Source organism: Sphingomonas sp. PvP056 (assembly GCF_040549155.1).
In the GTDB taxonomy this organism is placed as follows: Bacteria; Pseudomonadota; Alphaproteobacteria; order Sphingomonadales; family Sphingomonadaceae; genus Sphingomonas.
Window position 1 is genome coordinate 116,081 of sequence record NZ_JBEPST010000008.1, and the last position, 24,163, is coordinate 140,243.

Sequence of the window (24,163 nt, forward strand, 5' to 3'; positions counted from 1 at the left end):
GGGTTCCTTATCGTGCTTCGCGCGCGCGCGCATCTGCGTTTTTCGTCCGAAGTGTCGCGGCGGCGGATGCAGGGTCGTCCGGCCACGGATGACGAGGATAGCGACCACGCATTTCGCGCGCGACATCCGCCCAGCTTCCCGCCCAGAAGCCAGCCAAGTCACGCGTTGTCTGGATCGGGCGTCCGGCGGGGGAGGTGAGGCTCAGCACCAGCGGCACGCGCCCGCCACCCACCATCGGATGCACCGCCAGTCCGAACAACGCCTGCGGTCGCAAGTCGACTCGCGGGCCGCCCTCGGCAGCGTAGTCGATCGCATGGCCGCTGCCCGCGGGACTGTGGAAATGCGTCGGTGCCAACCGGTCGATCGCGCTCAACGCATCCCAGCCGATCACCCCGCGCAGTGCATCGGTCAGCGCTGCTGAGTCGATCGCATCGAGCCGACGCTTGCCGTCGAGCAGGGGCAGGAGCCATTCGTCCGCCCGCGCCAGCAGCGCATCGTCATCAAGCGCCAGATCCGCACCGCCATGCGCCGCAGCGAAGGCCGCACGGTGGCGCAGCGCCTGCGCGGCGTCGCTCCACGGCAAGCGCGCAAGCCCGTGCGCCCGGAGCCCGTCGAGCAGCGCGCCGGCAATCGCCGCGGGGTCGGCGTTCGCGTCGGGGCCGCTCGACAGGCGCAGCGCGCCGAGCCTGCGTTCACGTTTCGCGGTCACGCCGCCGGTCGCGGGATCGAACGCCACGGTGCTGTGGGTCTCGATCCGGTCGCCGAACAAGGTCTCGATCGTCGTCGGATCGATCGCGGCGGCGGACAGGATCCGCGCGCCCGATGCGAGGCCCTGCGTCTCGGCGACGGCAAGCCATTCCGTGCGCGCGAGGCTGCTTGTCGCGTCGAGCTTGAATCCGCGCCCGCCGACCGAAGCCCATGTCTCGCCCGATGCGTCACGGCGGCGTGCGATCCGGTCGGGGAAGGCGAGTGCGATGGCGATCGCGGTTTCTCCCTCGCCCGGTGTCGGTGTCGGTGTTGGTGTGGAGCCCGGAGCGGCGGGAACAAGCGTCGTCCATCGCCGTGCCAGCTTGCGTCCGCCCTCGGCGCGCTGGCCACGTTCGCCGCGCCACCGCCGCCGCCGTGCGTCCAGATCGACGTCGTTGCCGCCAAGCCCCCGCTCGCCAAGCAGGACCGCGACCTCCGCCGCAGCGTTCGCCATCCCGAAGGCACCCGCCCGGACCAGCATGTGCCCGAGCCGCGGCGCAAGCGGCAGCCGCGCGATCGCCTTGCCGTGCGCGGTCGGTCGGCCGTCCGAGTCGATCGCATCGAGGGCCATCAGCCGTGCGCGCGCTTCCCGCACCGCCGCCTCGGTCGGCGGATCGAGCCATGCCAGCGATCGTGGATCGGCAACCCCCCATAAAGCGCAGTCGAGCGTCAGCGCGGACAGGTCCGCCTCGAGGATCTCGGGCGGGTCGAAGCGCGGGAGTCCGGCGGTGGCGGCTTCTTCCCACAAGCGATAGGCGACGCCGGGTGCCTGGCGTGCAGCGCGGCCCGCGCGTTGCGTGACCGCGGCTTGGCTCGCGCGTTCGGTGACGAGCCGCGTCATGCCCGCAGCCCGATCATAGCGCGGGCGCCGCGCGAGCCCTGAATCGACAACCACTCGGATGCCGTCGAGCGTGAGGCTGGTTTCCGCGATCGAGGTGGCGAGCACGACCTTGCGCGCGCCCGACGGATCGGGCGCGATGGCAGCGCGCTGGGCGGCGGGGTCGAGGCTGCCGTGGAGCCTGTGCAGCACGATTCCTGCGCCGAGCCCGTCGAGCCGTTCGGCGGTGCGCTCGATTTCCGCCACCCCCGGCAAGAATGCCAGCACACCGCCGGTTTCCTCCCGCAAAGCAAGCTTGATGGCAGCCGCGACCGAATCCTCGATCCGCGCCTCGCTTGCACGCCCGAGATGGCGCAGCGTCAGCGGATACATCCGCCCTTCGCTTTCCAGGATCGGCGCATCCCCCATCAGCCCCGAAAAACGCGCCCCATCCAGCGTCGCCGACATCGCCAGCAGGCGCAGGTCGGGACGCAGCCCGGCTTGCGCATCCAATGCCAAGGCGAGTCCGAAATCGCTGTCGAGGCTGCGTTCATGGACTTCGTCGAACAGCACCGCCGAAATGCCCGTGAGTTCGGGATCATCCTGGATCCGCGCGACGAAAATCCCCTCGGTCACGACCGTAACCCGGGTTGCGCCGGACCGTTTGGAATCCATCCGCGTGGCATAGCCGAACGTCTTGCCGACCGGTTCGCCCGCTTGTGCTGCCATCCGCTCGGCAGCCGCGCGGGCGGCAAGGCGGCGGGGGGAGAGCAGCAGGATCTCGCCGGAGCACCAGGCTTCGCCCAGCAGCGCGGGCGCGACCGCGGTGGTCTTGCCGGCCCCCGGCGGTGCGACCAGCACCGCGTTCGCCGTGGTGCGCAGCGCGTCGAGCAAAGCAGGCAGGACGGCGTGGATGGGCAGGACGGATGTCACCCGGCATCCCTACCGCAGGATTGCGCGGATGGAAGCGCGCCGTCGCGTTCTGCCCGCATTGCATCGCCCCTTAAGGACCGTCGAAATGACGGCTTTGTCATCGCGCACGTCCTAGTATCTCACGATAGCCCAATGCTACGCGCCTGAAATCGAAAGCGGAGACTCTGATGGCCGGGCACAGCCACTCGCACCACGGGCATGATCACAGCGGGCACGGGCACGGTCACGGCGGCCATGGCCACAGCCATGCGCCCGCCAGCGGTCACGACCGCGCCTTTGCGGTAGGAATTGCGCTCAACCTCAGCTTCATCGTGGGCGAGGTCGTGTTCGGGCTGATGGCGCATTCGGTGTCGCTGCTGGCTGACGCAGGGCATAACTTGTCGGACGTGCTCGGACTCGGCGCGGCGTGGGCGGCAATCGCGCTCGGGCGGCGCTCGCCGTCCAAGCGTTTTACTTACGGTCTGAAGGGATCGACGATCCTTGCCGCGTTGCTCAACGCGCTCTTGCTGCTCGTCGCGCTTGGCGCGATCATGCTCGAGGCAGTCCAGCGGTTGGCGGTTCCGGCGCCGGTCGACGGTCCGCTGGTCGCCTGGGTCGCGGGTGTCGGTATCCTGGTGAATGGCGCGACCGCGCTGATGTTCCTGCGCGGCAGTGCAAGCGATCTCAATATCCGCGGCGCCTATCTGCACATGGCGAGCGACGCGCTGGTTTCGGCGGGGGTGGTCGTGTCGGGATTGCTCATCTGGTGGACCGGGGCGATGTGGCTCGATCCGGTGGTGAGCATCGTGATCGCCGTGCTGATCTTCCTGCAGACCTGGGGACTGCTCCGCGAATCGGTGGAGATGTCGCTGGCAGCGGTTCCCCGCGGGATCGATTCGGATGCGGTACGGGAGGAACTGCGCCAGCTACCCGGAGTCGCGCAGGTTCATCATGTCCATATCTGGCCGATGAGCACGACAGAAACGGTGCTCACCGCGCATCTGGTCATGCCGCAAGGCCACCCCGGCGATGCGTTCCTGAATGACGCCCGCGCGATGTTGAAGGATCACTTCGGGATCGGTCATGCGACATTGCAGGTGGAGCTCGAAACCAATGCGCCGCTTCACGACCCCGATTGCAGAGTCCCCTGACCGGCCATTAGCCGCCCGGATGTACGGTGATCGGATAAGCAACGGGATCGATGACTACTGCTGGCGGCAGCCTCAGTAGGCGCGTGCTACCGCGAACTCGACCGCTTCGATCATCGCATTCTTCGCCTGTCCGTTGGCGAACACGCCGAGCGCATCGATCGCGCGCTGGCCATAATGCCGTGCGCGCGCCAGCGTATCCTCGACCGCGCGAGTCGAGCGCACCAGCGCAATCGCGCGCGCAAAGTCCTCGTCGCGATTGCGGTGGCCCTCGATCGCCGCTTTCCAGAAGACCCGGTCTTCGGGGTTGCCGCGCGCATACGCGAGAATGACGGGAAGCGTCGCCTTGCCCTCGCGGAAGTCGTCGCCCGCATCCTTGCCCATCGTTCCGGCGTCGGACACGTAATCGATCGCATCGTCGACCAGCTGGAACGCGATGCCGAGGTTGCGGCCGTAGGAGTCGAGCGCGAGTTCCTCGCTCTCGGGACGTTCGGCGACCACTGCCGATACGCGGCAGGCGGCGGCGAACAAGGCGGCGGTCTTCGCGCCGATGATGTCGAGATAGCGTTCCTCGGGCGTATCGACGCGGCGGGCGGCGGTCAGCTGATTGACCTCGCCTTCCGCGATGATCGCGCTGGCACCCGCGAGAATGCCGAGCACCTTGAGTGACCCGTCCTCGACCATCAGCTCGAACGACCGGCTGAACAGGAAATCGCCGACGAGCACGCTCGCCGGATTGCCCCAGATGAGGTTGGCTGTACGCTTGCCGCGCCGCAGGTCCGAGCCGTCGACGACATCGTCGTGGAGCAGCGTCGCGGTATGAATGAACTCGACCGCAGCGGCGAGCCGGTGGTGCCGCGTCCCCGAATAGCCAAGCAACCGCGCGCTCGCCAGCGTCAGCATCGGACGCATCCGCTTGCCGCCGCCGGCGATCAGGTGACCGGCGAGTTCGGGGATCAGCGGGATCTGCGATTGCATGCGCGACAGGATCACCGCGTTCACCATGTTCATGTCACCAGTGACAAGCTGAACCATGGGTTCGAGCGACGGGGCGGGCCGTGTATCGCCCAGGCGGTGGATCGTGGCGGTCATGTGGAGTGCGATGTGGCCGCGCGGCGTTGCAAACGCAACCCTTTGCGGGTTGCACAGCACGCTTGGGTCCCTCAAAAAGACGGATCACGGGATGGGAGTATGCTGGTGTCCGACGAAACGCTGAACGGATACCGCCAGAGTATCGACAATATCGATGCCGCGTTGGTGTTCATGCTGGCCGAACGCTTCAAGGTGACCAAGGCGGTCGGGCGCTACAAGGCGCAGACCGGGCTCCCCCCCGCCGACCCGGGCCGCGAGGAAGCGCAGATTGCGCGGCTGCGCGGGCTGGCGAACGATGCCCAGCTCGATGCGGATTTCAGCGAGAAGTTCCTGCGCTTCATCATCGACGAAGTGATCCGGCATCATGAGCGGGTGCGCGAGCCGGAGTAGGACCGGTGGCGTCGTAAGCGCGGATGATCGTTATCGCTCCAATGCCAGACGTGGTGCTACCCGACCTTCGGCACCCCGGGCTTGACCCGGGGTCCCGCTTCTCGGCCTAACTTATCGTTTCGAACAGATCCCGCCACTCGGGATTGCCACGTTCGATCAGCGCGAACTTCCACGCACGCCGCCAGTGTTTGAGGCGCTTCTCGTGCGCGATGGCATCGGTGATCGACGGTGTGTGATCGACCCAAACCAGACGACGCAGGCCATAGCGGCGGCAGAAGTCGGATCCGTCGCCGCTTCGGTGCTGCTGAATACGGGCGGGTAGGTCGGCGGTGACGCCGACATATATCGCGCCGCGATAACGATCGGCCATGATGTATACCCAGCCGCCACGATGCCTCATCGCGGCAGAAAATTGGAAGCGGGACCCCGGGTCAAGCCCGGGGTGACGATCAATGCGAACGGCAGCTCTCCACCAACTCCCGCTATCAGCAGTTCGCGAGTCACCGCACCACCATCCCCCCATCGCAAACCGGCTGTACCCGCGCACCAAGCGATGGCAGACGGCGCCGCATCTTTCGATCGGTGCGGCTGCGCATCGGTTCGCACCAGGAGTAGCTGATGGCCTTGAATCCCGGCGGATCGCCCGCCCATGCACCCGCCGCGGGGGATGCCGACAAGGGCGTTCATGCGCCCGATCTGCAGGTCTTCGTCTTCGCGCTGTTTTTCATCTTCGGCGGGATCACCAGTCTCAACGACGTGATCATCCCCAAGCTGAAGGACCTGTTCACGCTCAATTACGGGCAGGCGTTGCTGGTCCAGTCGGCGTTTTTCGCGGCCTATTTCGTTTTCTCGCTCCCCGCCGCGGCGATCGTGCGCCGGCTTGGGTACATGCAGACCGCCTCGGTCGGGCTGTTGCTGATGACGGTCGGCTGCGTGCTGTTCATTCCGGCGTCTTCGTCAGGGACCTTCGCCGTCTTCCTGATGGCGCTGTTCGTGCTCGCGATCGGTATTACCACGGTGCAGGTCGTCGCCAACCCGTTGATCAGCCTGCTCGGCGCGCCCAAGACCGCGTCAAGCCGCCTCACCTTCGCGCAATTCTTCAACTCGCTCGGCACCACGATCTTCCCGATCGTCGGGTCGATCCTGATCCTCGGTAATCTTGCAAAGGTCGATCCCGCCACGCTGACGGGGGCGGCGCTCGACGCGCACCGCACCGCGGAGACGCAAGTCGTCGTCCACACCTATCTCGGCCTCGCGATCGCGCTGGTGCTGGTCGCGGTGGTCGTGTGGTCGCGGCGCAAGCGCTTGCCGCATACGGTGGAGCAGCATGGCAGCATCTTCCAGGCGTTCGACCTGCTCAAGCGCCCGCGCTTCGCCTTCGGGACGGCATGCATCTTCCTGTATGTCGGGGCCGAAGTCGCGATCGGGTCGCTGATCGTCAGCTATCTCGAACAGTCCAACACGATGGGGTTCGACGCGGTCACCGCGGGTAAGCACGTCGCTTATTATTGGGGGGGCGCGATGGTCGGCCGGTTCATCGGCGCGTTCGTGCTGCGGGTCGTGTCGCCGGGCAAGGTGCTCGCGGCGGTCGCGACCGGTGCGGTCGTGCTGATCGCGGTGTCGACGCACAGCACCGGGGCGATCGCGGGCTGGTCGCTGCTGGCGATCGGGCTGATGAACTCGATCATGTTCCCGACGATCTTCAGCCTCGCGAGCGAAGGTCTGGGCGCGCGGGCGGCGGAAGGATCGGGGATCATCGCCACCGCGATCGTCGGCGGGGCGATCGTGCCGCCGCTGACGGGGGTTCTCGCGGATCAGTCGACGCTGCAGTTCGCGCTGATCATCCCGGCGCTCTGTTACCTTGTGATCGCAGGCTACGGCCTGTTCACGCGCAAGCCGGTGGTCGCCTGACCGATGGAGGCCGGACCGTTCCGCTAAGGAACGTCCGGCCTCGGGTAGCTTACGGCATCGAGATCTGAACGATCGCGTCGACTTCGACCGCTGCGCCCAGCGGCAAGGCGGTGACGCCGACCGCGCTGCGGGCATGCTTGCCGGCTTCCCCGAACAGCTCGACCATCAGGTTGGACGCGCCATTGGCGACCTTGGGCTGGTCGGTGAAGTCGGCGGTCGAATTGACGAACACGCCGAGCTTCACGATCCGCTCGACGCGGTGCAACCCGCCCAGCGCCGCCTTGATCTGCGCGACCAGCATCAGCGCGCACGCCTGTGCCGCTGCGGCGCCGTCTTCCAGGCTGACGTCTTCGCCAAGCCGGCCGGTGATGACCGCGCCATCCTTGAACGGCAGCTGGCCCGAGATGTGAAGCAGCCCGTTGACCTCGACGGTCGGCACATAGGCAGCCACGGGCGCGGCTGCGGCGGGAAGGCTAAGGCCGAGTTCGGCGAGCTTGTGATCGATACGGTCGGTCATGAACATTGCTCCTGGCAATAAGGGGTTTTTCAGGCGGGACGACCGGCGGCAAAGCGCTCGGCAATCCAGACGTGCGCGGCCTGCCAATCATCGATGCGGACATGCGCATCGGGGGCGGGGGGCATATGCACCGCAAGGTCGGGCTCGGAAACCATATGGACCCGGTGGACCTCCGGCGCGTGCTTGGCGACCGAGGCGTGGTGGACCGGAAGATCGTCAACGAACACCGTCACGGGATTGCCGAATTCCGCGACCAGCCGTGCGACGGGATCGCCTTTGCCACCCTGGTTGGTCTCTACGCGGTAATCCATGTCATGGCCGAGCAACTGCGCGATCCGCGGTTCGCGGTTGTGATCCCCCAAATTGGTGAGGATCACCACGTCCGCCACCTTGGACAGCGCGGCGAGTGCCTCGCGCGCGTGCGGAACGAGCGTCTGGCGGCCCATCTCATGCGGGAAGAACTGGTCGAGCAACCCCCACATTTCCTCGCGCGTCGGGGCCGGGGCACCGTTGCTGCGCGTCATGCTGTTGGCGAAGTCGCCGCCGTCCAGCGCGAACGTGATGTCGTGTGCTTCGCGCAACCATACGCCGAAGTGCCGCACCATGTGCAACAGCACCTCGTCGCAATCGCAAATCAACAGGCCCTTCAAGCAAAATCTCCAATGTCGTCTGAGCATTCGAGCTCTCGATGCGCCGATGCCAGATCCTCGGGGCGAACCTCCAGGGCTTCGGCGCAGGCAATCAGATCGGGCTCGTGTGCCTCCAGGAAGGCGAGCGTCGCTGCAAGCACCGCGGGGTCATCGGCACGCGCGCGCAGGTCCGTCGGCGTCAGGCCGGTCACGTCGAGCAAGCGCGTCGCGCGGTCTGGCTCGCCCAGCGTCCATACCAGCGCACGGAGCGCAAGCTGTGCTGGATCGTTGTTTGTCAGCGAGGCGCGCATTACGTAGTCGTGTGCCCATGAATGAGGAAAGCGCTGGCGTGGCAAAAAGGGTGCTCGTTGTCGAGGACAACGAACTCAACCTCAAACTTTTCTGCGACCTTCTGGAGGCGCATGAATATGTCACTGAGGGGGTGCGCGACGGCCGCGAGGCAGTGGTCAGTGCGCGGGCGTTCCAGCCCGACCTGATCGTGATGGACATCCAGCTGCCGCATGTCAGCGGCTATGATCTCATCCTGCAATTGAAGGCCGATTCGGCGCTGCGCGAGATACCGGTGATGGCGGTCACCGCTTATTCCGGGCGTGAGGATGAGGAACGGATCCGCACGGCGGGCGCGGACGCCTATGTCTCAAAACCGATCTCGCTGGTGCGTTTCGTGGATGCGGTTGCCGCCCTGCTGTGACGCCTCGCGCACGGGCGTTCGACCACGCAAAAAAGCCGCAAGGCTTTCGCCCGCGGCTTCTGGCCCGGAATCACCCGGGAGGATGTAAACCGCGAACGCGGTTTACTTGATCTTGGCTTCCTTGAACTCGACATGCTTGCGCACGACGGGATCATACTTGCTGAAGCTCAGCTTCTCGGTCTTGGTACGCGGGTTCTTCTTCGTCGTGTAGAAGAAGCCAGTGTCCGCCGTGCTGACGAGCTTGATCTTGACCGTGGTCGGCTTTGCCATGACCTGAATTCCTGTGATCTGAAAAATGCAAAAGCGGCGAACCGGTCGCCGCTCTCAAGCGCTGTCCGATGGCGGAAGCACTGGGGAATGTCAACCGGAACGTGACGGATCAACCGTGGCGAACCCGGATTTAACACACCCTTTACCGCGTCGACTGCAAGAGGTCGCGATAACGAAGGGCTTGCAATGACGTCACTAATGTCAATCGATCCGACCGGCCAGCCCGCCGTGAACGACCACACGCAAATACTGCCGCTCCCCGCGCAAGACGTACCGATTGCCGGGTTGGCGGAGGAAGTGGAAGCCGTTCGTGGTGTCGCGCTCGCGTGCGGCCTCTTCCCCGCCGTCGCGGTGTCCCGCGCGATATCGGCTGCGCTGGAGCGGGGCGAGCAGGGCCCGTTGATCACTGCATGGGTGGAAATGTTGCGCGCAACGGTATTGCGCGACCAGCGCGATGCGGATGCACGCGACTCGACCGCATCTGCCTTTCCGGTTCGGCGCATCGGCTGATTCGGGGGCGGCATCGCGGCGGCGGTGGCCACGCTGATCTAATCGGTCGATCGCGCCGAGCGAAATTAAGCGTCGCGGGAAGGGGAGCCATTCGAGTATTGGACCGTTGCCGCAACGAACCCAAAGGAGCCCGATCATGGTAACCGACGCGCTGAACACGCCAACCGACCTCAAGACCAACGCGACTCGCACCGTGGCCGAATCGCTCAACGGCATTCTCGCGGATTCGTTCGCGCTGTACATGAAGACCAAGAATTTCCACTGGCACGTGTCCGGCCCGCACTTTCGCGACTATCATCTCATGCTCGACGAGCAGGCCGCCGAAATCTTCGCGGGCACTGACGACATTGCCGAGCGGGTCCGCAAGACCGGGAACACCACGCTGCGCTCGATCGGCGACATCGCGCGCCACCAGACGATCGTCGACAATGACGCTGAGTTCGTTGGTCCCAAGGCGATGCTGAGCGAATTGCGCGACGACAATCTCGCGCTGGTCGAGGCACTGCGCGAAGCCAAGGACATCGCCGATGCCGCGAAGGACAATGCCACCAGCGCGATGATCGACGACTGGACCGATCAGGCAGAACGCCGCGCTTGGTTCCTGTTCGAGGCCGGCCGCGAGGGCTGATTTTCCCGCCTGTCAGCGCACCGCCGGGCCGATGGTCAACAGCCAGAGGTCTGGCGGCGCATTGACGCGGAACGGCACGAGACTTGTGCCAACCCCTGCGGTGGTCAACGTGATCAATCGGCCCGTTCGCGATATGCCGCAGGAATAATTCGTATGAGTTACCGGGTTCTTGATCCCGAACGCTTCGAGTTCGACCTGCCCGCAATGCGTGTGCCCGACCAGTTCGAGCGTGATGTCGCGAAGCTGATACCGGTTGACGCCGTCATGGCTCACCGCGATCGGAATGCCGCGCAATCGGCGCGCCGCAGCCAGTGTCTTGGGAAGGTCGTCGCGCCCGTGAAGCCGATCGTCGATCCCAGCGATCGTCAATGCGCCGCGAGCGACCGCCGCATTGTCCAGAATGCGGACCCCGGCAGCTTCCAGCGCGCGGCGAATGACCACGGGGTCCGTATCGTAATCGTGGTTTCCCATCACCGCGACGACCCCACGCGGTGCGCGAAGCGCCGCCAGCGGTGCCGTCAGTTGCGGCGCGAACTTCCGTGCGACTTTTGCGCGGTGCCCGGCAATATAATCCCCCGCCAGCAAGACCAGGTCAGGCTCGAGCGCATTCACCTGCCGCACGATCCGCGCAAGCCGCGCGGCATCCATCGATTCGTTGCCGATGTGAATGTCGCTCAACAGCGCGACGCGCACCGGGCGGGCGGTCGTGGGCCAGTCGCGAAACCCGATGCGCGCCGTGCGGACGATCGGATCGATCCGCGCATTGTGATGCGCCCAGGCAAACACCGCGACCACGATGATCATTCCAAGCAGGATGAAGGATCGAACGATGGCCATTCCGGCCCCCTAGCGTGGTGACGCTACCATCGCCAGCAATGATACCGCTGGCGGAACAACCCGGCGGCGGCCATGTTGTGGCACGATGCGCGCCTTTGCGGACCTTCTCGATCGATTGATCTACACGCGGTCGCGCAACGCCAAGCTTCGGCTGATCGTCGATTATCTCCGTATGACGCCCGATCCCGATCGAGGCTGGGCGATGGCGGCATTGACCGGAGAGCTCGACCTGCCGGGCGTGAAGCCCGCGATGATCCGCGCACTGATCGAGACACGCGTCGATCCGGTGCTGTTTCGGATGAGCCGCGATTATGTCGGCGATACCGCGGAAACCGTTGCGTTACTGTGGCCCACCCCGCCGGGAACCGTCGTCGAGGCGCCGCTCGGGATGGCGGACGCGGTCGATCGGCTGGCGAAACTGTCGCGCTCGGATACGCCGGCCGTTCTCGGCAAGATGCTCGACCAACTCGATTCGGACGAACGCTTCGCGCTGCTCAAGATGGCGACCGGCGCGTTGCGGATCGGCGTGTCGTCGCGGCTTGCCAAGACCGCGCTGGCGCAGGCGTTCGATCTCGACGTCGAAGCGGTCGAGGAAGTGTGGCACGGGATCGACCCACCCTACACCGCGCTGTTCGACTGGGCCGAGGGGCGCGGAGCGCAACCGACCGCGGCGGACATACCGGTGTTCCGCCCGTTCATGCTCGCACACCCGCTTGAGGACGGTCGCGTCGATCTGAAGGACTATGCCGCGGAATGGAAATGGGACGGGATCCGCGTCCAGATCGTCCATGTGGCAGGCGAGACGCGGCTGTACAGCCGAACCGGCGACGACATCACCGCCAGTTTCCCCGAAGTCGCGCGCGATTTCCAGACGATCGGCGCGGTCGACGGCGAGTTGATGGTCAAGGGCGATGCGCAGGGGCACGCGACGGAGGAAGGCGGCGCCGCAAGCTTCAACGCCTTGCAGCAGCGGTTGGGTCGCAAGGTCGTGTCCGCCAAGATGCTGGCCGAGGCACCCGCGTTCGTCCGGCTGTACGATATTCTGTTCGACGGCGACGAGGACCTTCGTCCGCTCGGATGGACCGAACGTCGCGCGCGGCTGGAAACTTTCTCGGCGCGGCTCGATCCCGAACGGTTCGATCTCTCCACCGTGATCGTCGCAGACGATTTCACCGCGCTCGAGGGCATACGCGCGGGCGCACGCGATGGTGCGATCGAAGGGGTGATGCTCAAGCGCCGCGATTCGCCCTACCTCGGCGGCCGCAAGACCGGGCTGTGGTACAAATGGAAGCGCGATCCGCTGACCGCGGATTGCGTGATGATGTATGCACAGCGCGGCAGCGGGCGGCGCTCGTCCTTCTACAGCGATTATACCTTCGGTTGCTGGACCGAGGACGGCACGCTGTTGCCCGTCGGCAAGGCGTATTCGGGCATCACCGACGAGGAACTCAAGAAGCTCGACAGCTTCGTGCGCAATCATACGGTTGGGCGGTTCGGCCCCGTGCGGGAAGTCGACAAGACGCTGGTGCTGGAGATCGCGTTCGATTCGATTCATGAATCGAAGCGGCACAAGTCGGGGGTCGCGATGCGCTTCCCGCGGATCGCGCGAATCCGGACCGACAAACCCGCCGCCGAGGCCGATACCGTGGTGGGGCTCAAGCGCCTGATCACGTGACCGCTCGACACGCCGGTTCGCGCTGATACTCTGCCCCGCAACAAGGGGGAGACGACGATGCGCAGGGTGATGATTGCGACGGTGGCCGCGTTGCTGGCGAGTACGACGGCAAGTGCCGAAACCTTTGCGATCCAGGCGGGCCATGTCATCGTCGATGCGTCAAAGCCCGCGCGCGGCGCGTCCACCGTGGTTGTGACCGACGGCAAGATCGTGCGGATCGAGGATGGCGCGACGACGCCGGCCGGGGCGACCGTTGTCGACCTGCGCGACAAGACCGTGATGCCGGGGATGATTGACGTCCACGTCCACCTCACCAGCAATTCGGGCGAGCCGTGGTATCAGGGGCTCACCCCGAAATATTCCGAACCCTATGCGGCCACCGTCGGCCTGCGCAACGCGCTGATCACGGCGCGGGCGGGGTTCACCACAGTGCGGGACCTGGGTGGGCCGCCGCTCGCGAGCATCGCGATGCGCGACGCGATCAAGGAAGGCGGCTTCCCGGGGCCGCGGATTCAGGTCGCCGGTCCTGCTCTGTCGATCATCGGCGGGCATGGCGATTCGACCGTGGGGCTTTCGCCCGACCTGCGCGCCGCGATCGACGCGACGGGGGAGCAGTTCTGGGTCTGCACCGGCCCGCTCGAATGCGAGAAAGCGGTGCGCAAGATCGCTTCCTACGGGGTGGACGCTATCAAGTTCCATGCGACCGGCGGGGTGCTCGACGACGGCAAGATCGGGCTGGAACAGCATTTCACCGACGAGGAAATGAAGGCGATCTGCGACACCGCGCATCAGCTCGGGCTCAAGGCAGCGGCGCACGCACATGGCGCAAAGGGGATCGGCGCGGCGGTGCGCGCAGGCGTCGACTCGATCGAGCATGGCACCTATGCCGATGACGCCGACGTCGCACTGATGAAGGCGCGCGGCACCTATTATGTCGGGACGCTGATGGCCTACAGCGGGCTGCAACTGTACCTCGGCAAGGGCATCTACACCCCCAACACCGAAGTGAAGGCGCGGCAGACGCTGCTCGTCTGGGGCAAGGCGCTCAACCGCGCGTACAAGGCCGGCGTCCCGATCGCGCTTGGCACCGATGCCGCGGTGTTCCCGCACGGACGCAATGGCGAGGAAGTCGGGCTGATGGTCAGCAAAGGCGGAATGACGCCGCGCGATGCGCTGATCGCCGCAACCAAGGGCGGGGCGGATCTGCTCGGCATCGCGCAGAAGACGGGGACGCTGGAACCCGGAAAATCGGCCGATCTGATCGCGGTGACGGGCGACCCACTGACCGATCCGGCGGCGGTGACGCACGTGGCCTATGTGATGGTCGAGGGGCGGGCCGTCCCGATGCGGTAGGGCTGCCTGGCACCGCGTGACAGCGTACGGGCCGATCGTTACCGTCCGCGCATGACCAACCTGCGCCAACTCTACCCCGAGATCGAACCCTATGCGACGGGGATGCTCGACGTTGGTGACGGGCATCGCGTCTATTATGAACGCTGCGGCACGCCCGGCGCGACTCCGGCGGTGTTCCTGCATGGCGGCCCTGGCGGCGGCATTTCGCCGAGCCATCGGCGGCTGTTCGATCCTGCGCGTTATGACGTGTTGCTGTTCGATCAGCGCGGCTGCGGTCGATCGACGCCGCATGCCGCGCTGGAGGCAAACACCACCTGGCATCTGGTCGCCGATATCGAACGGTTGCGCGCGATGATCGGGGTCGAGCGCTGGCTGGTGTTCGGGGGCTCGTGGGGATCGACGCTGTCGCTGGCCTATGCGCAGACCCATCCCGAGCATGTCAGTGCGTTGGTCCTGCGCGGAATCTACACCGCGACCCCGGCGGAGATCGCCTGGTATTATCAGTTCGGCGTGTCCGAGATGTTCCCCGACAAATGGGAAGGCTTCGTCGCGCCAATCTCGCCCGCGGAGCGGGGTGACATGCTGCGCGCCTATCATCGCCTGCTCACCGGGGACGATCCCGCGCGGCAACTGGAGGCGGCGAAGGCGTGGACGATCTGGGAGGGCGAGACGATCACGCTGCTGCCCGATCCGGCGATGTCGGACGCGTTCAGCGACGGCCATTTCGCGCTGGCGTTCGCGCGGATCGAAAATCACTATTTCGTCCACGATGCGTGGCTCGAGGATGGGCAATTGCTCCGCGATGCCGGAAGGCTTGCGGACATTCCTGGCGTGATCGTCCACGGCCGCTACGACATGCCATGTCCGGCACGCTATGCGTACGCGCTGCACAAGGCTTGGCCACGCGCGGAGTTCCACCTGATCGAAGGGGCGGGCCATGCCTATAGCGAACCCGGCATCCTCAATCAGTTGATCCGCGCGACCGATCGCTTCGCGGGCGGTTGACGGGGATGGTCCGTCCGCTGCCGCCATTCGCGCAATGCGCAGCGGTTCGAAAATATGGCGCCTCCCCGGCGAAGGCCGGGGCCCAGTAGAAGTGGCCGTGGTAACGAAGCGCTGGCCTCCCTTTTCGACCGTTCCTCGACTGGGCCCCGGCCTTCGCCGGGGAAGCGATTATGTGCAGGACTGCCTTGCGTCAGTCTCTGCCGAACGGCCAAGCGTTAAGTAGACCACAGCGGCAAGCGCAAAGCCCGCACCCACCGCCGACAAAGAAAAACCCGGCGGGCGCGGAGCCCACCGGGTTTTCTTACCGTGATCGATGCGTAGAGCTTACGCGATCGACGTCAGGTTGACCGCAGCCATCTTGCCGCGACGATCGACTTCGAGTTCGAACTCGAGCCGGTCGCCCTCGTTGAGCGAGGTCATGCCACCACGCTCAACGGCCGAGATGTGCACGAACGCATCGGGCTGTCCGTCGTCGCGCTGAATGAAGCCGAAGCCCTTCATCGCGTTGAAGAACTTGACCGTGCCGGTTGCCTTCTCGCCGGTCAGCGAGCGCTGCGGAGCGCCACCGGGAGCGGGGCGACCACCGGGGGCGGCTGCATCACGCTCACGCGGCGGACCGCGATCGGTGACGGCCATCGGCTCGCCGTCGATCTTGAGATCGGTCGCCGAGATACGACCACCGCGATCGACCAGGGTGAAGCCAAGCGGCTGACCCTCGGCCAGACCGGTCAGGCCAGCCTGCTCGACTGCCGAGATATGGACGAACACGTCTTCGCCGCCGTCATCGCGTACGACGAAGCCGAAACCCTTCTGGCCGTTAAAGAACTTAACGACGCCCGTGCCTTCGCCGACAACCTGCGGGGGCATCCCGCGGCCACCGCCGCCGCCGGCACCACCGCCGAAGCCGCCACCGCCGCCGCTGCGGAAACCGCCGCCGCCGCCGCCGCCGCCGCCGCCGCCGCCGAAGCGATCGCCGCCACCGCCACCGCCGCCGCCGAAGCGATCACCGCCGCCACCGAAGCGGTCGCCGCCACCGCCGAAGCGATCGCCGCCGCCACCGAAGCCGCTGTCAAAGCCGCCGCTGTCGCCGAAACCGTCGCGCTTGTCGCGCCCGCGCCCGCCACGATCGCCGCGGCGTCCTTTATCGAAACTCATGCCCTGTTCGTCTTCCCGCTTCGTCCGACATCATTATAACAACCATTGCACCGGACGAAAGACGCAAGGCTTTGTGCACCAAACCGCTCGTGACACAGATCCGTGTTAGCCTAAAAATACAACTGCTGCGAACAAATTCGTCCAAATTGGGGCACGGCTCGCAGCGATCTTGCGTCAGCGTTGCAAGCGCGGCACACGCTGCCCGCATATGTCGATCCTATCGCTCCTGTCAGACCCCGCCGCCTGGGCCGCTCTCGCCACGCTGATCGTGATGGAAGTCGTGCTCGGAATCGACAATCTCGTGTTCATCTCGCTGCTTTCAAACAAGTTGCCGGAAGACCAGCGGGTGCGGGTGCGGCGTGTCGGGATCAGTCTCGCGCTGGTTCTGCGACTCGTCCTGCTGTCGACGATCGCGTGGATCGCCGGTTTGACCGATCCGCTGTTCGACCTCGGGCTGGCCGGTGCGGTCAACGATCATGGCCAGCCGTCGTTCGAAACCGCCTTTTCAGTGCGTGATCTTATCCTGATCGCGGGCGGAGTCTTCCTGTTGTGGAAGGCGACCACCGAGATACACCAGACGATTGACCCGGACGACTCCGACGAGTCGCAGACGGATGTGATCGACCAGAAGGCACCCGCAACGCTTTCGTTCGGCTATGCGATCGTCCAGATTCTGCTGCTCGACATCGTCTTTTCGTTCGATTCGATCCTGACCGCGATCGGCATGACCGATCAACTGCCGATCATGATCGTCGCGGTGGTCGTCGCGGTCGGCGCGATGATGCTCGCGTCCACCCCGCTTGCCAATTTTATCGAGCGCAACCCGACCGTGGTGATGCTCGCGCTCGGGTTCCTGCTGATGATCGGCGCGGTGCTGATCGCGGATGGCTTCGGCGTGCATGTACCCAAGGGGTATATCTATGCGGCGATGGCGTTTTCCGGCGTGGTCGAAGGGCTCAACATCGCGGCACGCCGTGGCCGCGGGCACAAGACCGGCCATTGAGCGGCGGGCGATTCGCCGCTAGGGCCGGGCGATGAGCGTAACTCTCCACGAAGAAGACATTCCCGCTGACCTGTTCGCGCCCGGCGTCGACATTGCGGTGGATACCGAGACGATGGGTCTCATCACTCCGCGCGACCGGCTCTGCCTGGTGCAATTGTCCGACGGCGGCCCCGACGAGCATCTCGTCCGCTTCGGCCCGGACAGTGACTATGCGGCGCCCAATTTGCGCGCGTTGCTGGCAGACCCGGCGCGGACCAAGCTGTTCCACTTCGCCCGCTTCGATCTGGCGGCGATCAGCCATTACCTCGATGTCACCGCAGCGCCGGTCTATTGCACCAAGATCGCGTCGCGGCTGATCCGCACCTATACCGACCGGCACGGCCTCAAGGAGCTCGTCCGCGAATTGCTCGGGCAGGACATTTCCAAGGCGCAGCAATCGTCCGACTGGGGTGGCCCGGTGCTGAGCGAGGCACAGAAGGAATATGCCGCGTCCGACGTGCGCTATCTCCACGCGATGCGTGAGGAACTCGATCGCCGCCTGACGCGCGAGGGGCGGATGGAACTGGCGCAGGCCTGTTTCGACTTCCTGCCCGCCCGCGCCGAACTCGACCTGGCAGGCTGGCCCGAGACCGACATCTTCGCGCATGCCTGACGCCGGCGCGATCCGCAGCGCGCGTCAGCGCTGGGCCGCGCCCGGGAGCAGCCACGACCGGACGGTCGCGGTGTTGCGCGTCGTGCTGCCCGTCGCGATCGGGATCATGGCGGCGTTCGTCGTCGTGCTCCCGCTCTACGCGGGCGGCGACGTCAGTTTCCTGCTCGACAAGAAGAAGGTCGCGGTCGCGCAGGAGCGGATCCGGATCCAGTCCGCCACCTATCGTGGGCAGGACGACAAGGGCCAGCCGTTCGCGGTCAACGCCGGATCGGCGGTGCAGAAGAGTTCGGCCGAGCCGATCCTGCGCCTCCAGACGTTGTCGGCCGAAATCGGACTGACCGACGGCCCCGCCAATATCGTCGCGGACCGTGGACATTACGACATGGATACGCAGCAAGTGATGATCGACGGCCCGCTCAAGGTTGACAGCAGCGGCGGCTATCACCTCACCACGCGCGACGCGACGCTCGATCTCAAGAGCAAGACGATCCAGAGCGGCGGGGCGGTCTCGGGGATGGTTCCGCAGGGAACGTTCAGCGCCAATCAGATGAAAGCGGATCTTGAAAGCCATATCGTCAAGCTAGACGGTAATGCACGCTTGCGGATCGTGCCGCGAAGGACGAAGTAAGCCGCATGCGCCGCACCACGATCCTGCTGACCCTTTCGCTCGCCTGTGCGGCACCGGCCTTCGCGCAGGGGCGCAATTCGCAGGCGCCGATCAACCTCAACGCTGATCACATCGAACTTCAGGACAAGGCCAATCGCGCGCTGTTCTCGGGCAACGTCGTGGTCAAGCAGGCGGAAATGACGCTCAATGCACAGCGCATGACCGTCAGCTACGCCGGGCAGATCAGCACGGGCGCCTCCCCCGAGGCACAGCGGATCGATGCGTCGGGCGGCGTCACCGTCACGCGACCGACGCAGACAGCGCGCAGCAACTTCGCGGTCTATGACCTTAAGAAGGGTGTCATCACGATGCTCGGCGGGGTGACACTGATTCAGGCGGGGAATACCGTCAATGGCGGCCGGCTGACGATCAACCTCGATACCGGCCGTGCGATCATCGACGGTTCGTCGGTTGGCGGCGGCGGGTCCGCAAGCGCTCCCGGCACAACCACCTCCAGCAACGGTCGTGTGTCCGGCACCTTCTCGGTGCCCAAGCGCAACTAGTCCCGGCTTCGGGCGGACGTCCGAAGCGTCCCGCCGTGTCCCGCTTTTTTGTTGCGCGCGAATGGCGTAGGGCGGCGGGGCATGCCAAGATATGCACGAAGCTTGCCAGTTGCCGCGTGGTAATGCTTCGGTAAGACCGAAATGCGAGCAGGGACGGGCAATGACCGATACGCTGACTTCCACGCCGGGCCTTACGCTGGAAAGCACGCCACCGATCGCAGAGGCGCCGGTGATGAACGGCCTGTCGGTCGTTTCGATCGCCAAATCCTATGACAAGCGTCCGGTTCTTACCGATGTGTCGGTCTCGGTCGGCAAGGGTGAAGTGGTCGGTCTGCTCGGCCCCAACGGCGCGGGCAAGACGACCTGCTTCTACTCGGTGATGGGGTTGGTGAAGCCTGACTCAGGCCGCATCATGCTCGATTCGCAAGATATCACCGGCCTCCCGATGTACCGCCGCGCGATCCTGGGGCTGGGATATCTCCCGCAGGAAACCTCGATCTTCCGCGGGATGACGATCGAACAGAACATCCTGAGCGTGCTCGAGCTCGCCGTGCCTGATCCGGCCGAACGCAAGGTCCGGCTCGACACGCTGCTCGAAGAATTCGGACTGACGCGGTTGCGCGAGTCGCCGGCGATGGCGCTGTCGGGCGGCGAACGCCGCCGCGCCGAGATCGCGCGTGCACTCGCCGCCAATCCGTCGATCATGCTGCTCGACGAACCGTTCGCAGGCATTGATCCGCTGTCGATCGCCGACATTCGCGACCTGATCATCCAGCTCAAGCAGCGCGGGATCGGCGTGCTGATCACCGACCACAACGTCCGCGAAACGCTCGAGATCGTCGATCGCGCCTATATCATTTACGATGGTCGTGTGTTGTTCACCGGGTCGCCCGCCGAACTGGTGGCCGACGCCAATGTGCGGCGTCTGTATCTCGGCGAGGGCTTCTCGCTGTGATCTGCACGAGGGTTGCTCGCTAGCAATGTCACTCGCGCCACGCCTCGACCTGCGCCAGTCGCAATCGCTGGTGATGACGCCGCAGTTGCAGCAGGCGATTCGCCTGCTCGCGCTGTCCAACCTCGAGATCGAGGGGTTTCTCGCCGAGGAGATCGAGCGCAATCCGTTGCTCGAAACCGGCGATTCGCCCGACGATGGCCCGACGCAGGAACGCGAGGCCGACGTCGCCCCGCGCGACGAGCCTGCGCCCGCGGACGAATTGCTGATGCAGGGTGGCGACACGGGGGAGGCGTCGCTCGACGTCGATTTCACTGCGGAAAGCTTCCATCACGACAGCGTCGCGGATCAGCCGGGCAGCGCAGGGATGGACGGTACACTTGGGCTCAACGGTTCGGCCAGCGGTGGTGCCGGCAGCGAGGACGGCCCCGATCTCGACGCCTTCGCAACCACCGCGCTCAGCCTGTCGGACCATCTGCTCGCGCAGGCGGGGACCGCGGTGGACGGACCCGACCTGTTCATCGCGGCGCATCTGATCGATCAGATCGACGAATCGGGTTATGTCACCGCACCCCTGAGTGAGATCGCGATGCGGCTCGGCGTGTCAGTGGCGCAGGTCGAGGCGGTGCTCGCGACGATCCAGACCTTCGATCCGACCGGCGTCGGCGCGCGCGATCTGGCCGAATGCCTCGCACTCCAGGCGCGCGAAGCCGATCGCTACGATCCGTGCATGGAGAAGCTGCTCGATCACCTCGATCTGCTGGCGCGCGGTGATCTTTCGCGGCTGCGGCGGATCTGCCAGGTCGATGAGGAAGACCTTGCCGACATGATCCGCGAGTTGCGCGGTTATGATCCCAAGCCCGGGCTGCGCTTCGGGGGCGAACCGTCGCAGCCGGTCGTGCCCGACCTGTACGTCGCACGGCGCAAGGATGGCTGGGGGATCGAGATCAACGCGGCGACCTTGCCGCGCGTGCTGGTCAACCGGACCTATTACGTCGAGCTCTCCGCGGGCAAGAACGACAAGGCATCCAAGGCGTGGCTAGGCGACATGCTCGCGAGCGCGAACTGGCTGGTCAAGGCGCTCGACCAGCGTCAGCGCACGATCATCAAGGTCGCGACCGAGATCGTGAAGCAGCAGGAAGCATTCTTCCTCAACGGCGTCGCGCATCTTAAACCGATGACGCTGCGTCAGGTCGCCGAAGCGATCGAGATGCACGAATCAACCGTCAGCCGCGTGACGAGCAACAAATATCTGTCCTGTGCGCGTGGGCTGTACGAGCTGAAATACTTCTTCACGTCCGCGATCCAGTCCTCCGACGGGGGAGATGCGGTCTCGGCGCAGGCGGTGAAATCCGCGATCAAGGCGTTGATTGCGGGGGAGGGCGACGCGATCCTGTCGGACGACACGTTGGTCGAGCAACTCAAGGCGAAAGGGTTCGACATCGCGCGGCGCACCGTCGCCAAATATCGCGAGGCGCTGGGGATTGGCAGTTCGGTCCAGCGTCGACGAGCGCGGGCGCTGGGGGCGGGGTAGCGACCTTGGCTGCGTAACAACCGCGCTTCCACGCGCGCGAATCGGCATCCACATCGTCGCGGTATCGCCAGGGACGACGCCGGGATCGAACCCGCCCGTGTCGTAGCGCAATCATCCACGAAATGGGTCCGCGCGGTCCGGATCCGGATTGCAAAGCGACCGTCACCCTCTTAAGATCGGCTTGCAGATCGCTGTCGGAGACGTGTTTTTATACGGCTACGGTTGTGCGCCGGGTACGTTATGGTTAGCAAACCCGATGTCTGTTGCTGCGTATCTAGCCCGAACATCGCCCGCCGGAGGGCAGGGAGGCGACGCCGCCACCCTCGATATCATCGCCAAGGCGATCTATCCGGCCCGCGATCGAACCGTCGACCACGTCGATGTGATTCGCACCGAGTCCGGCGTTGCGGACGGTGCCGCGATCTTCCTGATCGATCGGCAATTCGTGCTGTTCGTCGCGCCCTTCGAGCATCCGGATGCAGCCGATGTGCAACGCACCGCCATGCTGCGGATCGCGGAATCGCTTCCCGCATCGCTGAGCCGAACACTGTTGCCGATCATCGGCAGTGGCCATTTCGAGGAGCGGTCCTTCCTCGTGCTGCCGCGATGCACGCCATTGTCTGCCGGGCGTCTGGGGCGCTTCCTCGACAAGAAGCGGGTCGCCGACGACATATTACCGTGGCTGCGCGACCTTGCCGCCTGGAAGGCACACGCGCCGGATGACCCCGGGCGGTTCATCGCGTCGCTGAATGCGCTGATCCGGATGGACGATCTGCCCGTTGCCGTGCGCGAAACGGCGCAACGGATCGAGCGGCAGTTGCGCGACGGGGCGATCCGACCGTGGCACGTCCCAATGCACGGCGACCTGTGGCGGAACAACGTCATGCGGCGCGACGACGGCAGTCTGGCCGTCATCGACTGGGCAGGCAGCGAAGTCGATGGCTACGGGATCTACGATCTCGTTCGCTTCAAGCAATCGTTCAACATCGCCGACGCGCGATACCGAAGCGAACTGCGCTGGTATGCGGAACTGATGGGTGGGGAGGATGCCGTCATGGCGCATCTGCTTGGGGCGCTCGGCCATTATGCCGATCGGCTCGGCGAGTTTCCCCGCGAACGCTTCGTCACGCTGGCGGCGGACTGTTATGCGCTTCTCAATTCGGGGTTAAGCGGGCGTCCGCACGGTTGAGCGACGCACTTCGGTAGCGCTGTCGGTGGGCGCGTTCGCCCATGACCGCAGTTTTGCGATTTCCCGACGGTGCTTCGCCTGAGCGAAGACAGCTTGCAACGAACCGAACATGCGATGCCAATCTCTTGTCTGTCGCAATCACTAGCCGAGGAAAGTTACCAATCCATGACGATGACACGATGAATCTGGTCGACGATCCCTCCGGCACCCGGCGCTTCCGCGTTCTCGTCAGCGCGCCGATCCCCGCGATCAGGCAGGGGTCGCAGTGGCTTACGCTCGACCTGTGGGCGCGCGACGTCAACGCGCAGGCGCAGGTCGCCGATGTGACCATCGTGTGCGACAGCGTCGAGACGATGCCGGGCACGATGATGCCGCTCGATCCGCGGATCGCGGTCGTGCCTGCGGTATCGGGTGCGATTTCCGACGCGACGTTGAGTGAACAGATCGCCGCCGCCGATTTTACCCAGATCACCGGCCAGGCCGGGTGGCGCGCGGCGGCGCTGTCGCGGCAAATCCTGCGGCTGGCGAAGCGGCAGGGGAAGCCCGTCTTTCTCGGCATATCAAGCAACCGGGCGCGTACCAACATCATCAACGCCCAGGGCAAGTCGCTGCAGCATCGCCTTCGCGCGCGCGCGCGCTCGCTTGACGTGTCGATGACCCAGCGCTGGCTCGCGCGGCGCTCGGCGGGGGTGTTCGTGGTGGGTGAGGGGCTGCGCAAGCTGATCGCACCGGTCGCGCGGACGATCCATGTCGGCGTCGCGAGCTGGATCGAACAAGCCGATATCGCCCCGCCGCGCCCGCGGCGGGGCGAACCAGCGCGGGTCTGCATGGCGGGGCGGCTCGAGGCAATGAAGGGGTTCCACATCGGCATCGCCGCGTTCGTCCAGGCCGGGCCGGAGCGGTTCGCCGGATTGACGATCATTGGCGAGGGGGCCGAGCGCGATCGCCTGGCGACGCAGGCGGCGGACGCCGGGCTGGGCGCGTTCCGCATGATGGGGGGCGTGCCCTATCCCGAAGGCTTCTTCGCGTTTCTCGACGCGCAGGACATCGTGCTGATGACCAACCTCAATGACGAACAGCCGCGATTGATCTTCGATGCGATCAGTCGCGGGTGCATCCCGCTATGCCCCGATACGCCGCCGTACCGCTCGCTCGGGCTCGATCCCCGCATCCTGTACGCACAAGGTTCTGCCGAGGCGTTGGCAGAACGGTTGCGCGCGCTCGCGGATCCGGACCTGCGCGTCGCACTGTCGGAGAGCATCGCCGAGCTGGCGCGGACCTATACCGTGTCCGCAATGCACCGGGCACGGTTGGCATGGATGGACGGCGCACGCTAGCGCCGACCGGGTGGCGTC

26 protein-coding genes are annotated in these 24,163 nt (G+C 65.5%); 17 read left to right on the top strand and 9 right to left on the bottom strand.

The window, feature by feature from the left end; all coding sequences use genetic code 11:
* Positions 1-7 precede the first annotated feature (7 nt).
* Positions 8-2,497 carry an ATP-dependent helicase HrpB gene (gene hrpB / locus ABIC17_RS17720; protein ID WP_354284087.1) on the bottom strand — a complete coding sequence of 830 codons (2,490 nt, stop codon included), beginning with the start codon at positions 2,495-2,497 and terminating at the stop codon, positions 8-10.
* 167 nt (positions 2,498-2,664) lie between these two features.
* Between hrpB and ABIC17_RS17725 the strand changes: the two genes are divergently transcribed.
* A complete protein-coding gene (locus ABIC17_RS17725) occupies positions 2,665-3,627 on the top strand; it encodes a cation diffusion facilitator family transporter (protein ID WP_354284089.1) in 963 nt (320 codons plus the stop codon).
* A 72-nt stretch (positions 3,628-3,699) separates the two neighbouring features.
* Here ABIC17_RS17725 and ABIC17_RS17730 read toward each other — a convergent pair whose 3' ends face one another.
* On the bottom strand, positions 3,700-4,716 hold the full coding sequence (locus ABIC17_RS17730) for a polyprenyl synthetase family protein (protein ID WP_354284091.1): 1,017 nt from the start codon (positions 4,714-4,716) through the stop codon (positions 3,700-3,702).
* Between the two features lie 105 nt (positions 4,717-4,821).
* Here ABIC17_RS17730 and ABIC17_RS17735 point away from each other — a divergent pair, with 105 nt between their 5' ends.
* Positions 4,822-5,106 (top strand): chorismate mutase, encoded by a 285-nt coding sequence (locus ABIC17_RS17735; RefSeq protein WP_354284093.1) that lies wholly within the window; start codon positions 4,822-4,824, stop codon positions 5,104-5,106.
* Between the two features lie 106 nt (positions 5,107-5,212).
* Here ABIC17_RS17735 and ABIC17_RS17740 read toward each other — a convergent pair whose 3' ends face one another.
* The gene (locus tag ABIC17_RS17740) at positions 5,213-5,506 is read right to left on the bottom strand and encodes a GIY-YIG nuclease family protein (protein WP_354284095.1); all 294 of its coding nucleotides are present in this window, start codon (positions 5,504-5,506) and stop codon (positions 5,213-5,215) included.
* 218 nt (positions 5,507-5,724) lie between these two features.
* Between ABIC17_RS17740 and ABIC17_RS17745 the strand changes: the two genes are divergently transcribed.
* Complete coding sequence (locus ABIC17_RS17745; RefSeq protein WP_354284097.1) at positions 5,725-7,017, top strand: sugar MFS transporter; 1,293 nt, start codon at positions 5,725-5,727, stop codon at positions 7,015-7,017.
* Positions 7,018-7,066: 49 nt separating this feature from the next.
* On the opposite strand, the gene ABIC17_RS17750 is transcribed toward ABIC17_RS17745, so the two are convergent.
* From ABIC17_RS17750 to ABIC17_RS17760, 3 genes are read right to left on the bottom strand one after another with little or no spacing between them, the layout of a single operon-like run.
* Positions 7,067-7,534 (bottom strand): RidA family protein, encoded by a 468-nt coding sequence (locus tag ABIC17_RS17750; RefSeq protein WP_354284099.1) that lies wholly within the window; start codon positions 7,532-7,534, stop codon positions 7,067-7,069.
* Positions 7,535-7,563: 29 nt separating this feature from the next.
* On the bottom strand, positions 7,564-8,184 hold the full coding sequence (locus tag ABIC17_RS17755) for an HAD family hydrolase (RefSeq protein WP_354284101.1): 621 nt from the start codon (positions 8,182-8,184) through the stop codon (positions 7,564-7,566).
* A complete protein-coding gene (locus ABIC17_RS17760; protein WP_354284103.1) occupies positions 8,181-8,474 on the bottom strand; it encodes a DUF3572 domain-containing protein in 294 nt (97 codons plus the stop codon). The genes ABIC17_RS17755 and ABIC17_RS17760 overlap by 4 nt, the downstream gene beginning before the upstream one ends.
* A 38-nt stretch (positions 8,475-8,512) precedes the next feature.
* Between ABIC17_RS17760 and ABIC17_RS17765 the strand changes: the two genes are divergently transcribed.
* Positions 8,513-8,875, top strand: a complete 363-nt coding sequence (locus tag ABIC17_RS17765; protein ID WP_354284244.1) for a response regulator — start codon at positions 8,513-8,515, stop codon at positions 8,873-8,875.
* 102 nt (positions 8,876-8,977) lie between these two features.
* On the opposite strand, the gene rpmG is transcribed toward ABIC17_RS17765, so the two are convergent.
* Positions 8,978-9,145, bottom strand: a complete 168-nt coding sequence (gene rpmG, locus ABIC17_RS17770) for a 50S ribosomal protein L33 (RefSeq protein ID WP_010162189.1) — start codon at positions 9,143-9,145, stop codon at positions 8,978-8,980.
* A gap of 198 nt (positions 9,146-9,343) precedes the next feature.
* Here rpmG and ABIC17_RS17775 point away from each other — a divergent pair, with 198 nt between their 5' ends.
* Both ABIC17_RS17775 and ABIC17_RS17780 read left to right on the top strand, forming a co-directional pair.
* Positions 9,344-9,655: a hypothetical protein gene (locus ABIC17_RS17775; RefSeq protein WP_354284104.1), complete on the top strand. Its 312-nt coding sequence runs from the start codon at positions 9,344-9,346 to the stop codon at positions 9,653-9,655.
* Between the two features lie 136 nt (positions 9,656-9,791).
* Positions 9,792-10,283: a Dps family protein gene (locus ABIC17_RS17780; protein ID WP_354284106.1), complete on the top strand. Its 492-nt coding sequence runs from the start codon at positions 9,792-9,794 to the stop codon at positions 10,281-10,283.
* Positions 10,284-10,295: 12 nt separating this feature from the next.
* On the opposite strand, the gene ABIC17_RS17785 is transcribed toward ABIC17_RS17780, so the two are convergent.
* Positions 10,296-11,120, bottom strand: a complete 825-nt coding sequence (locus ABIC17_RS17785; protein WP_354284108.1) for a metallophosphoesterase — start codon at positions 11,118-11,120, stop codon at positions 10,296-10,298.
* 85 nt (positions 11,121-11,205) lie between these two features.
* Between ABIC17_RS17785 and ABIC17_RS17790 the strand changes: the two genes are divergently transcribed.
* From ABIC17_RS17790 to pip, 3 genes are read left to right on the top strand one after another with little or no spacing between them, the layout of a single operon-like run.
* The gene (locus tag ABIC17_RS17790; protein ID WP_354284110.1) at positions 11,206-12,795 is read left to right on the top strand and encodes a cisplatin damage response ATP-dependent DNA ligase; all 1,590 of its coding nucleotides are present in this window, start codon (positions 11,206-11,208) and stop codon (positions 12,793-12,795) included.
* Positions 12,796-12,852: 57 nt separating this feature from the next.
* Entirely contained in the window at positions 12,853-14,148 is a 1,296-nt protein-coding gene (locus tag ABIC17_RS17795; RefSeq protein ID WP_354284112.1) for a metal-dependent hydrolase family protein, read from the top strand.
* Between the two features lie 51 nt (positions 14,149-14,199).
* On the top strand, positions 14,200-15,153 hold the full coding sequence (gene pip / locus ABIC17_RS17800; RefSeq protein ID WP_354284114.1) for a prolyl aminopeptidase: 954 nt from the start codon (positions 14,200-14,202) through the stop codon (positions 15,151-15,153).
* 324 nt (positions 15,154-15,477) lie between these two features.
* Here the strand turns inward: pip and ABIC17_RS17805 are convergent, their stop codons facing one another.
* Positions 15,478-16,308: a cold-shock protein gene (locus ABIC17_RS17805; protein ID WP_354284116.1), complete on the bottom strand. Its 831-nt coding sequence runs from the start codon at positions 16,306-16,308 to the stop codon at positions 15,478-15,480.
* Between the two features lie 208 nt (positions 16,309-16,516).
* On the opposite strand from ABIC17_RS17805, the gene ABIC17_RS17810 reads away from it, so the two are divergent.
* The 8 genes from ABIC17_RS17810 to ABIC17_RS17845 all read left to right on the top strand — a co-directional run bounded on the left by ABIC17_RS17810 (position 16,517) and on the right by ABIC17_RS17845 (position 24,145).
* On the top strand, positions 16,517-17,311 hold the full coding sequence (locus ABIC17_RS17810) for a TerC family protein (RefSeq protein ID WP_354284118.1): 795 nt from the start codon (positions 16,517-16,519) through the stop codon (positions 17,309-17,311).
* Between the two features lie 31 nt (positions 17,312-17,342).
* Positions 17,343-17,963 (top strand): ribonuclease D, encoded by a 621-nt coding sequence (locus ABIC17_RS17815; RefSeq protein ID WP_354284120.1) that lies wholly within the window; start codon positions 17,343-17,345, stop codon positions 17,961-17,963.
* Positions 17,956-18,591 (top strand): LPS export ABC transporter periplasmic protein LptC, encoded by a 636-nt coding sequence (gene lptC / locus ABIC17_RS17820; protein WP_354284122.1) that lies wholly within the window; start codon positions 17,956-17,958, stop codon positions 18,589-18,591. The genes ABIC17_RS17815 and lptC overlap by 8 nt, the downstream gene beginning before the upstream one ends.
* A gap of 5 nt (positions 18,592-18,596) precedes the next feature.
* Complete coding sequence (locus ABIC17_RS17825) at positions 18,597-19,133, top strand: LptA/OstA family protein (protein ID WP_354284124.1); 537 nt, start codon at positions 18,597-18,599, stop codon at positions 19,131-19,133.
* 232 nt (positions 19,134-19,365) lie between these two features.
* On the top strand, positions 19,366-20,088 hold the full coding sequence (gene lptB, locus ABIC17_RS17830) for an LPS export ABC transporter ATP-binding protein (protein ID WP_354284246.1): 723 nt from the start codon (positions 19,366-19,368) through the stop codon (positions 20,086-20,088).
* 25 nt (positions 20,089-20,113) lie between these two features.
* Complete coding sequence (gene rpoN / locus ABIC17_RS17835; protein ID WP_354284126.1) at positions 20,114-21,619, top strand: RNA polymerase factor sigma-54; 1,506 nt, start codon at positions 20,114-20,116, stop codon at positions 21,617-21,619.
* 256 nt (positions 21,620-21,875) lie between these two features.
* Positions 21,876-22,808 (top strand): phosphotransferase, encoded by a 933-nt coding sequence (locus ABIC17_RS17840; protein ID WP_354284128.1) that lies wholly within the window; start codon positions 21,876-21,878, stop codon positions 22,806-22,808.
* 179 nt (positions 22,809-22,987) lie between these two features.
* Positions 22,988-24,145 (top strand): glycosyltransferase, encoded by a 1,158-nt coding sequence (locus ABIC17_RS17845; RefSeq protein ID WP_354284130.1) that lies wholly within the window; start codon positions 22,988-22,990, stop codon positions 24,143-24,145.
* The last annotated feature ends 18 nt before the right edge of the window (positions 24,146-24,163 follow it).